This window comes from Flavobacterium ajazii, from assembly GCF_010614725.1.
Taxonomy (GTDB): Bacteria; Bacteroidota; Bacteroidia; order Flavobacteriales; family Flavobacteriaceae; genus Flavobacterium; species Flavobacterium ajazii.
Genome location: NZ_JAAEHL010000005.1, coordinates 251,136 through 264,739, shown reverse-complemented (window position 1 = coordinate 264,739; position 13,604 = coordinate 251,136). Strand labels below are relative to the sequence as shown.

The following is a 13,604-nucleotide window of genomic DNA, read 5'->3' as shown; positions in this document are numbered from 1 at the left end:
CCAAAGCCTGAAACTTTAAACAAACTAAACTTAAAACAAAAAACAAGATGATTTTAGAAATGAAAGTCCCATCACCAGGGGAATCAATAAAAGAAGTTGAAATTGCAACTTGGTTAGTAAAAGACGGAGATTATGTAGAAAAAGATCAGGCAATTGCTGAAGTTGATTCAGATAAAGCTACTCTTGAATTACCTGCTGAAATGAGCGGTGTAATTACACTAAAAGCTGAAGAAGGTGATACAGTAGCAGTAGGTGCTGTAGTTTGTTTAATTGATACTGATGCAGCAAAACCGGCAGGTTCAGCAGCTGTACCAGCGGCAGAGGCTCCTAAGGCTGAAGCTCCAAAAGCAGAAGTAAAAGCTGAGGCTCCAAAAGCAGCTCCGGTTCAGGCTCCTGCAGCAACAAGTTATGCAGCCGGAACTCCATCTCCTGCAGCAAGAAAAATTTTAGACGAGAAAAATATCGCTCCGGCATCAGTTTCAGGAACTGGTAAAGGTGGAAGAATCACTAAAGATGATGCTGTAAATGCAGTACCTTCAATGGGAACTCCAACAGGAGGAAGCCGTGGAACTGAGCGTACAAAATTATCTATGTTACGTCGTAAAGTAGCAGAAAGACTGGTTTCAGCTAAAAATGAAACGGCTATGTTGACTACTTTCAACGAAGTAAACATGACGCCGATCAACCAGATTCGTAACGAATACAAAGATGCTTTCAAAGCAAAACATGGTGGTCTTGGTTTAGGATTTATGTCATTCTTTACAAAAGCAGTAACAAGAGCTTTACAATTATATCCTGATGTTAATTCTATGATGGACGGTGATTACAAAATCGCTTATGATTTTGCTGACATTTCAATCGCAGTTTCAGGACCAAAAGGATTAATGGTTCCTGTTGTTCGTAATGCTGAACTTTTAACTTTCCGTGGAATCGAAGCTGAAATCAAAAGATTAGCTTTAAGAGCCCGTGACGGTCAAATTACAGTTGATGATATGACAGGTGGAACTTTCACAATCACTAACGGTGGTGTTTTCGGAAGTATGTTATCTACTCCAATCATTAATCCTCCTCAGTCAGGAATCTTAGGAATGCACAACATTATCGAGCGTCCAATCGCTGTAAACGGTAAAGTTGAAATTCACCCAATGATGTATGTTGCTCTTTCTTACGACCACAGAATCATCGACGGACGTGAGTCAGTTGGTTTCTTAGTGGCTGTTAAAGAAGCTTTAGAAAACCCTGTAGAATTATTGATGAACGGAGATGCTAAAAGAGCATTGGAGTTGTAATTAATAGTCCTTTCAATTATAAAAGCCTCAAATGATGAAAATCATTTGGGGTTTTCTTTTTATATTCGAAAAATAAATATCTGAATATGAAAATAAAGCTAATATTACCGACCATTATATTAAGTCTGAATTTTGTTTGTGCAAATCCGCCAGCTAAAAAACGCATATTAGTGTATACGAAAAACGGAAAGGGCTATGTGCATAAAAATATTGCAGCCAGTGTGGAGGCTTTAAAAAAAATTGGAGAAGCAAATAATTTAATTGTTGATGTTTCAGATGATCCTTCGGTAATGACAATCGAAAATTTAGAAAAATACAATTGTCTTATTTTTTCGAATACGTGTAATGATATTTTTGATACAGAAGAACAAAAGCAGGCATTTGCAGATTATATTCAGCGGGGAGGTGCATTTGTAGGAATTCATAGTGCCTCTGATTCTGAACGCTCCTGGTCCTGGTATACCAAAATGATAGGAGGAAAATTTAAAAAACACCCTGCTTTTCAGTCTTTTGAAATAAAAGTGATTGATAAAAATCATCCCGCCACTTCAAAACTTCCTGAAGTGTGGAAAAAGGAAGATGAGTGTTACTATATGGATGAACTTAATCCTAATATTCAGGTACTATTGGCAGCCGATTTGCGAACAGTGAACGACAATGAAAAAGCAGTTTATCCGGGACGCATTTTTGGGAATTACTTTCCATTGGCCTGGTTCCATGAATTTGAAGGAGCGAGAGTTTTTTATACCGCTTTGGGACATGATAGTAAAGATTATTCTGATCCTGTATATATTGAGCATCTTACGGGTGGAATTTTATGGGCCTTGGGTAAAAATCCAAAAAAGAAGCTTTCGAAGAAAAATTAATTAAATAGCAGGTAAAAAGCATTCTTTCAGTTTAATTTAAGTAACTAACCAACTCATTTATGTCTTCAACTAAAAAGCAAGCTGCAATAGGCTTTATCTTCATCACTATGTTAATTGATATTACTGGATGGGGAATTATTATTCCGGTTATCCCAAAACTGATTAAGGAATTAATACACGGTGATGTGAGTGAAGCTGCAAAATATGGCGGCTGGCTGACCTTTGCTTATGCAATGACACAATTTTTGTTTGCGCCCTTGATTGGTAATTTAAGTGACAAATTTGGTCGTAGACCTATAATTTTAATTTCGCTTTTTGCTTTTGCACTGGATTATATTTTACTGGCATTTGCTCCAACAATTACATGGCTGTTCGTAGGAAGAATAATTGCCGGACTAACAGGAGCCAGTATTTCAACCGCTTCGGCTTATATTGCTGATGTGAGCACACCGGAAAACAGAGCTAAAAATTTCGGAATGATTGGAGTCGCTTTTGGACTCGGATTTATAATTGGACCTGTTCTGGGTGGTATTTTGGGACATTACGGATCCAGAATTCCGTTTTATGCCGCAGCAGTTTTGTGTATGCTGAATTTCCTGTACGGTTATTTTATTTTGCCGGAATCTTTATCGAAAGAAAACAGAAGATCTGTTAATTTAAAAAGAGCGAATCCGATTGGTGTTTTTTTGAACCTAAGGAAATACCCTTCGCTTTATGGATTGCTGATTGCCTTGTTTTTGATTTACGTAGCAGCTCATGCTGTCGAAAGCAACTGGAGCTATTTTACCATGTATAAATTTGGCTGGAACGAAAAGATGGTCGGAATTTCGTTGGGTGTTGTCGGAGTGTTAGTAAGTCTCGTTCAGGGTGGTTTGATACGATGGACCAGCAAAAAATTAGGAAACAAAAAAAGTATCTATATTGGAATGTCTTTATATACCCTTGCGATGTTCCTGTTTGCCTTTGTTTCAGAAAGCTGGATGATGTTTCTCTTTTTGATTCCGTATTGTCTTGCGGGAATCGCAGGACCGGCATTGCGTTCTATAATTTCAGGAAGTGTCCTGCCAACAGAACAAGGAGAAATTCAGGGTACAATTGCGAGTTTAATGAGTGCTGCAACCATTATTGGTCCGCCGGTAATGTCGAGTCTTTTTTATTATTTCACGCATCAGGATGCACCATTTGAGTTTCCGGGAATGCCATTTATTCTTGGTGGTTTGTTGATGATGAGCAGTGGAATTGTTTCTTATATTTCATTGAAAAAACATTCGAATAACAATTAACCAATTTTATAAATGTTTAAAATCCCAAATTCCAATTAAGGAGTTTGGGATTTATTATTTTTACCAAAACTAAATTTTGGAATTTGGAATTTCAGATTTTAAATTTAAACCCTTTATTCTTTTATAATTTTGATGGTTTTGATTTTTCCTTCAGATTTTACTTTTAGGAAATACACGCCTGTTGAGATATTTGATAAATCAATTTCAGAATGAACGTTGTTTATTTTTTTTACTAAAACAGACTTTCCTGAAACTGAAAATATTTCGATTTCATCAATATTATCTGTGTTGCTTAATGACAATTTATTTTTTACAGGATTAGGATAAAATTTAAAATTTGGTAAAACAAAATCATCATTTGAAAGTGCTCCGTTTGATTTTGCAGTTACAGCAAGACGTTGTGTACTTTCGACATTGTTAATGGTTTGTGAGGCATAATAAGTAGTTCCGTCAACCAAAACTGTTGTTAAAGGCAAAGTTGTTGCAGCAGCTTTGCTTGTTTTACCGGTTGAATTTTGAGAGCTGTACCATTTTATGTTTTGACCATCCACCACAATATCTGCCAAAGTTTGCCCAGGGGTAAAATCAAAATTTATTGCGTTTTTACCGTTTATTAGTGGAGATGGTGGATTTACAGCGATTTCTTTTATCAAATAACAGCCAGCATTTTTATCTAATATTACCACAGTGTAAATTCCAGGAGTTAAATTTGAGAATATACTATCTGTAAAAAACTGATTTAAGTTTGGTGAAATAGCATACATATAAGAACCACTACCACCAGTTGCGTTGATTGTTATGGTTTGATTTTCTACCGCAGCAGTTGCTGATAAAATTACTGGCTCGGATATGGTTGCCATATATGACACAACACAGCCATTATCATCTTTTATAGCTATTTTATATGTTCCAGCAGCTAAATTTGTAAAAACATTTGAAGATACAAAGTTTAGCCCTCCGTCAAGAGAGTAAGAATGAGGAGATCTTCCTCCTGTTGCATTAATAGAAATTGAACCATCATTATTGCCATTACAACTTATATCTGTCTTTGCATAGGTTGCTTCTAATGGTTTATAAGATACCATAGTACCAGTTATAGCCATTTGACAGCCTAAAGCATCTTTTACCATTATAACATACACTCCTTCGACTAAATCTGTAAATATATTACTTGATATATATGATTTACCATAGTCAATGGAATAAGTATATGGACCTTTTCCTCCAGTAGATTGAATCGTAATTTTTCCTTTTTCATTCTGACATGAAATAATTTGTTCAATAAGTAATGATGAATTTAAATAAGGCGTTATAATTAAATTAAAATAATTAGTAGTAACTGCTCCGTTATTATCAATTCGGGCATAAATAGTTTTAGAAGCAGTACTGCTTACATAATTCGTCGGGTTTGCAATAGCATTTGTATTATTTGTAGCATCCGCAAGGCTTATATGGTAGCTTACAATAGTTTCATTAGGATTCAAATTGCCAATCAAAAGTGTTTTTTGAGAAGTTAAGTTAAATGAAGTATCTCCTGCACAATGCTCAATATCGCTAACCTGAGCATAGAAAAAATTGGTAAATAAAAGAAGTAAACCGAGTAGTATTTTTTTCATACGTATACATTTGTTAAAATAGGCTCGGCAAATATAGCTAAAAAACTTACTTTTTATTTCAAATACAAATAATGATTATAATAATCAATAATCGCTTTCCCTTCCAGTAAAACATCAGCTCCAATTATACCATGAACGGGTTTTGCCCTGTATTGTTGTAAAGCTTCATTTACGTGCGAAAGATCAAAAATAACCAGACTAAAATCAGTGTTTTTCCAGGAACCCAGCTGAAGTGTATTGTGTTTTGAAAGTTGTGTTTTCATTCCGGTTCCGCCTGCACCGGCAGCTTTGGTTTTAGAGTTTTTTGTGGTGAGTTCAAATCGCTCAATACTTTCAAAACCTATACAGGAATTTGAAGCCCCGGTATCTAAAATAAAATTTCCGGAAACACCATTGATTTTTACCTTAATCAATAAATGCTGTGTTTTCATGATTTTAAATTTGATCTTTTTGTACTTTTCTTTTTTAAGAACCAGGTGAAGATTTTCCATTTTTGATAATGATTGAAAACCAAAAATAAACCAATTACAGTCAATAAACTAATGATGTAAAAGATATAATTGGTCGAATTTGTTTCAGTTGAAATTGAGCCATAATAAACAAAAGAACTCCAGTAATATGGAGATTTTTTAGCATTCGGAATCGATTTATCATTTAAATATTCCAGTTTAGCATTAGCATTGGCTTCAAAATACGTTTGGTTATTTTGAATGTTTTTATAAAAATCAGTCATAAAAACTGATGTAGTGTAATCATTTACTTTCCATAACGAAAATAGCAGATTCTGTGCTCCTGCAAACTGAAAACCTCTTGCCACACTCATGGAGCCTTCAGCTTTGTAGAGCTTTCCAATCCCGGTTTCACAGGCACTTAAAACTACTAAATCCGGATTGATGTTCAGGTTATACAATTCTGAGTATAAAATTTCCTGATCATAAAATTTGATACTTGCCGGAGTTTCAATATCACCTGCAGCAGCGTGTGTGCTTAAATGCAGGATTGAATAATTGGAAACGTTATTTTTAAAATTAGAAAAACTAGCATCGGCATTTTCTAAATATTTGCCTTTAAAATTACTGCGGATAGATTCTAATTCTTTTTTCGAATAATGCAATTCAAAAGCCGTTTTTTCGAAAACCGGAAACACACCCAAAACGTTTTTTTCTGATGTTGAAATTGGCTTTGAATTCAGATACATATTTGCCGAATTATTATAGGCAATCCTAAAATCATTTAGCAAATAATGCATTTTAGCAAAGTTTGTTGTGTTTGATTCAGTAGTAATCAAAGCTTCAAAAGGTAGGAAATTCAAAATGCCGTCAGGAACCAGGACCAGGTTTTTATAAGTTGCGTTTGAAGGCAGTTTTAATAAATCATAAGTTCTTTTTCCATAATAACTATATCCGACAATATCATTTGTAATTGCATCTGAAGTATTAAAATAATCTATAAATTTCAGGATTTTTGGAATTGCAACATCTGTGACATTAAAATGATTCAATGTAATTCGGTTATTTTGTAAGGTGAAATAATATAAATATTGGGCACCCATAAAATAATAAACCATTACAGATTTATCCTTTTCTAATTTTGAAAACAGCGTTTTTAAATCGAAATTCTCAGGAATCAGATTTGGATTTTCAGATTGAATTTTCTTCAATGAAAGCATCAGCTCATTTTGCTTTTTTATTGCCAGATTGATATTTGAAATGTTGGCCAGATTCCCTTTCTGCTGTTCTTTTAAAATGGAATTATTAATGTTTTGAAGCTGTTGCCAAAGTTGTCTTTCTTCTGCGGAAGCAGTTTTAATATTCGAAAGATAACGTTGTAAAATCCCGGATTTTGTTCTCTCAGCCAGTTGAAAGGCTTCTTCCAGATATTGGGTTTTCTTTTCTTTTTTATATAATTGATTGTAAATCAAAAGACATTTTTCAGTACGATTTCTGGCGCGAATTTGTGAAATGATTTTAGAGTTTTCATACACTAAGCTGCTCATCAATAAGTCTTCAATATGAAAAGAAAGTTTATAGCCTTTAATTGCTTTTTCAGGTTGATTTTGATTCGTAAATATTGCAGCCTGTAAGTCCAAAACATCCATTAAAATTGTTTCTGCATACAATTCATTTTCATTTGGAAGAATATTTTTCACAGCATAATTCGGAATTAAAATTTTAAGTGTTGCTGCTATTTGTCTGGTACTTTCTGCATATTTTTTTTCATCAAAAAGCAATAATGCCTTTTCATAATAAAGTTTTGCAATTTTTCGAGGTTGTTGATTTGGAGTTTCCAGAAAAAGCTCAGTTGCTTTTTCTAAATACGAATCGGCAATCTTAAACTGATGTGTTTCCCGACTAACCGCTGCAAGATTTCGATAAGAATTAGATAAATTCTCCAAATGATCTTTTTCATTTTCCAAATATTTAACCGCCAATTTAAATGCATTTTCGGCCTTTTTATATAGCTCTTGTGTCATTAGATTTCCCTTGAAACCTAGTAAATAATTATTTCCAAGATTATTCAGCAAAATTCCTTTTTGAGAATTTGATAATTGTTCCGTTTTTAAAGTATTCTCCAGTAATGCAATGGCAAAGGAAATCTTGCCGGAATTTTGATAAACATTAGACAAATTAAGAATCGCTGCAAATTTTTGCTTTTGTACTTCCGGATAATTTTTGGATGTATTTACAATAAAAAAATATTGTTTAATAGTGTTTTCGGCACTGTCATAATCGCCTAAAACGGTATATAAATTACCTAAAGGTTTCAGGCAATATTCGATAATATCGTAATCTTTAAGTTTATATTTCTGAAAGATTTGCCACGCTTTTTCATAACTCGAAACTGCATTGTGCGTCTGTCCAAACTGATTTTGATAATAAGCTTTGTTGCAGCTTAAAACCACAACAGCTAATAATTCGTCTTTGGTTTTGGGCTTTCGATTTTTCCAGAAGTCGGCTTCGATATCGGTTAAATTTTTCAGCGCTTTCGTGGAAGGGTTCGCAACAAAAGTATCGATTGCATTGTAAATTTTGTCTTCGGGGTTTTGCCCAAAAACATTTAGATTAAAGAGGAAGAAAATTAAACCATATAAGCGATATAAGTTCATATAATTTGTTGCATGTTTTGTTTCACAGAGATTCACGAAGTTTTCGCAAAGTCTGACAGAGAATTAAAAATAGGTTTTTGTGTACCTCTGCGAAAAATCTTTGTGAATCTCTGTGGAATAATTCTTAAAATCTCCATATCCCATATACCTGAAAATAATTAAAGTCCTGTTCAAAGTTGATCACATAACGTGCGCCTAAACTTGGTCCGATTCTGGCGAATCCTGCTGTTAAATCAAATAAAAGGCCGGTTTTGAAATCAGTAAATGAGTTTTTTACGGTATTGCTTGAAGTTGTCGTTTTGATTAAAATGTTTTCTTTATCTCCTTCAAAAGTTTCTATTTTTATATCTTGTGTCTGCTCTGATGCAACATTGATATTAGCCTGAATTCCGGCTCCGACTCCTATATAATTATTAATGTTGTACCGAATCAAAACGGGTACTTCCCAATTAACACTTTTATTTTCGGTCGTAGTCGTTGTGCGTTCTAATTGCCTTGTTCCGTTTGCGTTTGTAATGACTTCGCTGACAACATTTGTGGCGCTGTTATATTTATTTAAAGCATTTACCCATTCGGCCTGCCAGTAAAAACGATAGGCTTTAAAAGGTGAAATTGTAGCACCGACAAAATAACTTGTCGATTTTTCAAGATCCGGATAAAAGTTATAACCTGCTTTTGCACCGATAGAAATTCCGGGTAAGAAGCGCGTGGTGGCGTAATTGGTTATAATAGGTTCATTTTTATCAAAAATAATGGAGGTCCGGCTTTTGGTTTTTACTTTATGAAAGTCTTCACTGAATTTCATTGAATAACGTACAAATCCTTTGGTGCTGTCTTTTTCCTGAACATTTTTTTGTTCAGTACCAGGAAGATAAATATTCTTAAAGGTAAAAATGATTTGTTTTTTTGTAATTATAGTGTCCAGGCAGCTTACAGTTGGTTCTTCTCCTTTTGGGCAAATCGGGCATTCTGGATACATGCCTTCAATCTGAAATGTTTTTTTGTCAAACATATCCGGAATATCGGTTTCTAAGCGAATTTTTCTCGCCGGACCTTCACCATTGTTTTGAAAACGGGTTTTGAATTTTACTCTTTTAAACCGAACAAGTCTGTAATTCATAAAACTTCCGTTAGAACCCATTTTGTTCGGGTCGTGAGAGGTTACGATTTCCATTTCGAGGTTTTTTGCCTTATGGTTTTTAAAACTGCGATTTGGTACAAAAATCCCTCGCATGGTAACTGTTGCGCTGGTATCTTTGATCATTTCGGGAGTTGTTTTAAAGGTATAAAAAACATTACGGGTTTCGCTTGGATTGGCATCGTCAAATTCCAAAATCGAAACATTATGATAGAGCGTGTTTGCTTCTTTTAAACTCGCATCTAAATCTTCTTCGGTTGTTGTATTTTTATATTTTTTGAGTTTAAAAGTGTTTTCGGCAGAAGCCACATACGATTTTGTATCGTCGAGATCATCTACAGCAGCAATGGTTTTTTCTTTTACTTCACGTTCGTTAGCATAAGTTCTGAAATCGATCAGTTCGAAATTGTTGTTTTTGAATTGTTTTTCATTGTAAAAAAGATAAAGCTTACCACTTGCGACATAATTTTCCAGATTTTGATAACTAACCACGACTACCATTTCCTGTTCAGGAATCGGGTCGCAGTTTTTTATAATTGTAAATCCGTTTTGGTCAGCGATAGAGGCTATATCTTTGTAATCGGCATCGGTAATATCGTTTACGGCTACTTTTTTTGGGCGTGTTGCCGGAGGTTTTCCGTTATCGTAATTGTTGGTTACGGCAAGTCGGGTGGTATAATTACCTTTGTTTTTATAGGTGTGTTTCGGTTCGGCTTCTTTGCTGTAATGTCCGTCTCCAAGTTCCCATAAATAGGAATAGCTTGGTTTTGGGGCACCTGCAATTGGGATTAACGGCGGGGTTTCGGGTTTAAAAGTTACCGAATTGCCTTTTTGAGTATAGCTGATATTTGCTCTTCGGGTGATGGTGTCTTTTACTTTGGTCTGTGCAAACACCATTGCTGATGAAAGAATAATGAAACAGCATAAAAGTTTTTTCATGGTCGAGGAGGTTTTTAGCCCTGATGGAAGCGGCATCCTTTTGTGCCGGGGTTCGGCATAAAAGATATAGCGGACAGCAGGATTAGCTTCTAAATAGTGTCAGAAAAGTTTAAAACAGCATTAAATGTAAAAAAAAGTGATGAGCAAATCACCACTTTTTCCTAAAAAAAGTATTTGAAAGTTACTGAATGGCATTGATTGCAGCTACCAGTTGCGCTTCTGAACCGACAGTTGTTTCGGCAAGTGTAAAGGTGTAAGTCTGATCTGCGGCAATTGTAACACCTTTGATAGCATAACGCCATTGACCGTTGTCTTCTGTTGCAAAAATGATATGGCAGGCTAAACCAACCGGAATCTGACCGTAGTGTTCGCTAAATAATCCTGCAGCAGTATAAGTGTCTAATTTTGCCAGAGCATTTGTTCCTTCACCATCATAAGACAGATAAATTGCGCAATTGCTGTTGTCATAATCTTCAGGGGCATCTACCAAAATAGTGGTTTTAGGTCTTGGATCGCTGTAAAAACGGTCAACATTTGTCCATCCAAAGTTTCCAAAAGTTACATAATAGTTTGTGCCTTCTCCCTGAACACCGCCTTTTCCGTTGGTGCCGTCAGCACCTGCTTTGGCTTCTCTCCACACAAGTTCTTCGGCTTCGTCAATTACACCTGTCCACAACGTCATGGTATTGTCTACGCCACCTGTTAAAGTAGCAGGAACTATCATACTCATAGAACAGGAAGTCTGAAGTTCAACACCGCCTTGTGTAGCTTTGATAAAGAATTCTCCGCCGGAGATTAAAAGGTTTTTCTTTCCGTCAGCCATTAATCCCATAGTTGGTTTATTGGTTACCAACATACTTCCTTTGTCAAAAAGTTCAACATATTCAATGTCGATTGTTCCGGTTACGGCATTTCCGTTTTTGGTAAGACAGCTTCCGTTGATGTTTAGTTTAACACCTTTTGCAGAGGTTATGGTGATTGTTCCGGCTCCGGCTGTAGCTGTAAAATGTTGTGTTTTTCCTGAAAGGGCTTCATCTCTTACTGCTGCAAATTCAGCTGCTGATGCTGGTATGATTTTTTCATCTCCTTCGCTGTCATCACAGCTTACAAATGTGGCTAAGGCTAAAAATAATAATCCGATTTTTTTAAAATTTGTGTTCATGATTTCTAAATTTTTATAAATCTGAACTGATCGTTATCAGTTGGTTTTCAGATTTCGGTTGTTAATTTTAATTTTTATATTCTTATATCAATTTGGGTTTGATATTGTTACCCTTGGTTTTAAAATTTATTTTTTAATTCATTTTATATGACTATATCAACTGGCTTTTAAAATTGTTACCCCTGTTTTTTGTTTTTTTTAAAAAATTATTTGGAGAGGCATTTTTCTTCAAAAACATTTCCGTCTTCATCTAGTGCAACCAGGATTTGTTTTTTCTTTGAAAGACGAATAATTAAACACAACCAGACTATTGACCAAAGTCCCAGTGTCGCAAAAACTAAAGTTAGTTGTAGAGAAGAATCGATTTGTCTTTTTTCTTTGGATAAAACCACATAAGGGAGTTTATCATTTTTTTCAATCACGATAAATCCGTTGCGAATTTTGTTCGACAGTATTTGCTGGAACTTGGCAAAATCTTTCTCGGTTGTAAATTGATAACTTCCCATTTTTATGTGATTTTTTAATTCTAAATAATCTTCTATTGTCTTATATCAATTTGTTTTTGGTATTGTTACCCCTGTTTCTGTAATTTTTTTCAGATTCTTTTTTTTACTTTAGCTAACCCGTTGGGTGTAATTAAAGTTTAAATCACAGGCTGAGTGGAGTTGAAGCTCTTTTTGTTTCATAAGCCTTCGACTCCGCTTAGGATGATATTAAGTTTTCGTTATGTTGATATATAGAAATGATAGATGTAATCAATTGCAGCCAAGGGATTTTAGTTAATAATTTTCAATATGGAAAAAAGTAAAATTCATCCCGATCAAATGTATATTGAAGGACTGGCGAGTAATAATTCAGCAGTAATTCAGTCGATTTATAAAAAGTTTGTTCCTAAAGTTGTGTACTTTATAAAAAACAATTCCGGTGATGAAGATCAGGCTCAGGACGTTGTTCAGGAAGTGATGATATTGCTTTTTAATCAGGCGAAAGCCAATACGCTGCAGCTGACCTGTCCGTTTGATGCTTATTTCTTTTTGCTATGTAAAAGGAGATGGCTTAACGAATTGAAAAAAACTTCGAATAAAGGGGTAACAATAAACGAGGATTTGGTATCTGTAAAAGAATCAACTCAGGAAATGATTTTGCAGACAGAAGCCTTTGACGAAAAACAGCAGCTTTTTGATATGATGTTTCAAAAATTAGGCGACAAATGCAAAGAACTTTTACAATGGAGTTTTACGCTGAAAAGCATGGAAGAAGTAGCAGAAAAGCTTGACGTAACCTACGGATACGTGCGTAAAAAGAAATCGTTGTGCGTAGGGCAGTTAACGCAGTGGATTCAGGAAGCTCAAATCTATAAATCGTTAAAAAAGTAACTCATCATGAACGAAGAAATGTACATATTGTTTGATCAGTATCTTCAAAATGAAATGACAATTGAAGAAAGAACTAATTTTGAACGCCAATTGGCAGAAGATGAATTGATGGCTTCGTCATTTGAAGCTTTCAAAGAAATGCACTTTCAGCTGGCTAATAAATTTGGAATTGCCCAGGAACGCGAGGCTTTTAAAGCGAATCTTAAAACCATTTCTGAGGCAAATTTTAAATCGGCACAACCAAAAGTTATTCAGTTTAAGCCTTGGTATTTTGCAGCGGCAGCTTCTGTGGCGGTTTTATTCGGATTGTTCTTTTTCAATCAAAATGCAGATCCAAACTTTGAAGATTTTAATCATCCCGAGCAGGCATATTTTACAGAGAGAGGCAATCTGGATGCAGTTTTAAAACAGGCTGAAGGAGCTTTTAATACAAAAAATTATAAAACAGCTATTCCGCTTTTTGAAACTGTTCTGAAGGAAAAGAAAACACCTGAGATTCAATATTTTTATGGAATTGCCTTATTGGAAGAAAATCAGTTTGCTAAAGCCGAAACGGTTTTTAATGAATTGAAATCAGGAACTTCTGCATATAAAGAAAAAGCGCTTTGGTATCTGGCTTTATCCAAATTAAAACAAAAAGATTACAAAGCCTGTAAACAAATTCTGGAAACCATTTCGCAGGATTATGAAAATTATGATGATGTTCAGGAGCTTTTAGAGGAGCTGGATTAATTATTTCACAAATCATATACAATTCGCAAAGACTTAAAATGCTTTGCGAATTTTTTATTTAAATTAAGTTTAGTCAACAAACAATATAAAAGGAATC

The 13,604-nt window shown here is 34.8% G+C and carries 11 protein-coding genes; 5 read left to right on the top strand and 6 right to left on the bottom strand.

Going from position 1 to position 13,604, the window contains the following annotated elements; genetic code table 11:
- Positions 1-47: 47 nt before the first annotated feature.
- From odhB to GWR14_RS11315, 3 genes are all read left to right on the top strand, one after another.
- The gene (odhB, locus tag GWR14_RS11325; RefSeq protein ID WP_163409138.1) at positions 48-1,289 is read left to right on the top strand and encodes a 2-oxoglutarate dehydrogenase complex dihydrolipoyllysine-residue succinyltransferase; all 1,242 of its coding nucleotides are present in this window, start codon (positions 48-50) and stop codon (positions 1,287-1,289) included.
- Between the two features lie 86 nt (positions 1,290-1,375).
- Positions 1,376-2,155: a ThuA domain-containing protein gene (locus GWR14_RS11320; protein ID WP_163409137.1), complete on the top strand. Its 780-nt coding sequence runs from the start codon at positions 1,376-1,378 to the stop codon at positions 2,153-2,155.
- 59 nt (positions 2,156-2,214) lie between these two features.
- Positions 2,215-3,438 carry a TCR/Tet family MFS transporter gene (locus GWR14_RS11315; RefSeq protein ID WP_163409136.1) on the top strand — a complete coding sequence of 408 codons (1,224 nt, stop codon included), beginning with the start codon at positions 2,215-2,217 and terminating at the stop codon, positions 3,436-3,438.
- A gap of 113 nt (positions 3,439-3,551) precedes the next feature.
- Here GWR14_RS11315 and GWR14_RS11310 read toward each other — a convergent pair whose 3' ends face one another.
- From GWR14_RS11310 to GWR14_RS11285, 6 genes are all read right to left on the bottom strand, one after another.
- Positions 3,552-5,054 (bottom strand): T9SS type A sorting domain-containing protein, encoded by a 1,503-nt coding sequence (locus GWR14_RS11310; protein WP_163409135.1) that lies wholly within the window; start codon positions 5,052-5,054, stop codon positions 3,552-3,554.
- Positions 5,055-5,107: 53 nt separating this feature from the next.
- Positions 5,108-5,545 (bottom strand): retropepsin-like aspartic protease, encoded by a 438-nt coding sequence (locus tag GWR14_RS11305; RefSeq protein WP_163409134.1) that lies wholly within the window; start codon positions 5,543-5,545, stop codon positions 5,108-5,110.
- Positions 5,482-8,160, bottom strand: a complete 2,679-nt coding sequence (locus GWR14_RS11300) for a CHAT domain-containing protein (protein WP_163409133.1) — start codon at positions 8,158-8,160, stop codon at positions 5,482-5,484. The genes GWR14_RS11305 and GWR14_RS11300 overlap by 64 nt, the downstream gene beginning before the upstream one ends.
- Positions 8,161-8,284: 124 nt before the next feature.
- Entirely contained in the window at positions 8,285-10,237 is a 1,953-nt protein-coding gene (locus GWR14_RS11295; RefSeq protein ID WP_163409132.1) for a PKD domain-containing protein, read from the bottom strand.
- A gap of 181 nt (positions 10,238-10,418) precedes the next feature.
- On the bottom strand, positions 10,419-11,399 hold the full coding sequence (locus tag GWR14_RS11290; RefSeq protein ID WP_163409131.1) for a hypothetical protein: 981 nt from the start codon (positions 11,397-11,399) through the stop codon (positions 10,419-10,421).
- Positions 11,400-11,605: 206 nt separating this feature from the next.
- On the bottom strand, positions 11,606-11,905 hold the full coding sequence (locus GWR14_RS11285) for a hypothetical protein (RefSeq protein ID WP_163409130.1): 300 nt from the start codon (positions 11,903-11,905) through the stop codon (positions 11,606-11,608).
- A 288-nt stretch (positions 11,906-12,193) separates the two neighbouring features.
- On the opposite strand from GWR14_RS11285, the gene GWR14_RS11280 reads away from it, so the two are divergent.
- The gene (locus GWR14_RS11280; protein WP_163409129.1) at positions 12,194-12,775 is read left to right on the top strand and encodes an RNA polymerase sigma factor; all 582 of its coding nucleotides are present in this window, start codon (positions 12,194-12,196) and stop codon (positions 12,773-12,775) included.
- 6 nt (positions 12,776-12,781) lie between these two features.
- The gene (locus GWR14_RS11275) at positions 12,782-13,507 is read left to right on the top strand and encodes a tetratricopeptide repeat protein (protein ID WP_163409128.1); all 726 of its coding nucleotides are present in this window, start codon (positions 12,782-12,784) and stop codon (positions 13,505-13,507) included.
- Positions 13,508-13,604 lie beyond the last annotated feature (97 nt).

Excerpts from the sequence above, each read along its gene's own strand:
- GWR14_RS11275 (WP_163409128.1), top strand. The coding sequence starts at position 12,782 with ATGAACGAAGAAATGTACATATTGTTTGATCAGTATCTTCAAAATGAA.
- GWR14_RS11300 (WP_163409133.1), bottom strand. The coding sequence starts at position 8,160 with ATGAACTTATATCGCTTATATGGTTTAATTTTCTTCCTCTTTAATCTA.
- GWR14_RS11315 (WP_163409136.1), top strand. The coding sequence starts at position 2,215 with ATGTCTTCAACTAAAAAGCAAGCTGCAATAGGCTTTATCTTCATCACT.
- odhB (WP_163409138.1), top strand. The coding sequence starts at position 48 with ATGATTTTAGAAATGAAAGTCCCATCACCAGGGGAATCAATAAAAGAA.
- GWR14_RS11290 (WP_163409131.1), bottom strand. The coding sequence starts at position 11,399 with ATGAACACAAATTTTAAAAAAATCGGATTATTATTTTTAGCCTTAGCC.
- GWR14_RS11285 (WP_163409130.1), bottom strand. The coding sequence starts at position 11,905 with ATGGGAAGTTATCAATTTACAACCGAGAAAGATTTTGCCAAGTTCCAG.
- GWR14_RS11310 (WP_163409135.1), bottom strand. The coding sequence starts at position 5,054 with ATGAAAAAAATACTACTCGGTTTACTTCTTTTATTTACCAATTTTTTC.
- GWR14_RS11305 (WP_163409134.1), bottom strand. The coding sequence starts at position 5,545 with ATGGAAAATCTTCACCTGGTTCTTAAAAAAGAAAAGTACAAAAAGATC.
- GWR14_RS11295 (WP_163409132.1), bottom strand. The coding sequence starts at position 10,237 with ATGAAAAAACTTTTATGCTGTTTCATTATTCTTTCATCAGCAATGGTG.
- GWR14_RS11320 (WP_163409137.1), top strand. The coding sequence starts at position 1,376 with ATGAAAATAAAGCTAATATTACCGACCATTATATTAAGTCTGAATTTT.
- GWR14_RS11280 (WP_163409129.1), top strand. The coding sequence starts at position 12,194 with ATGGAAAAAAGTAAAATTCATCCCGATCAAATGTATATTGAAGGACTG.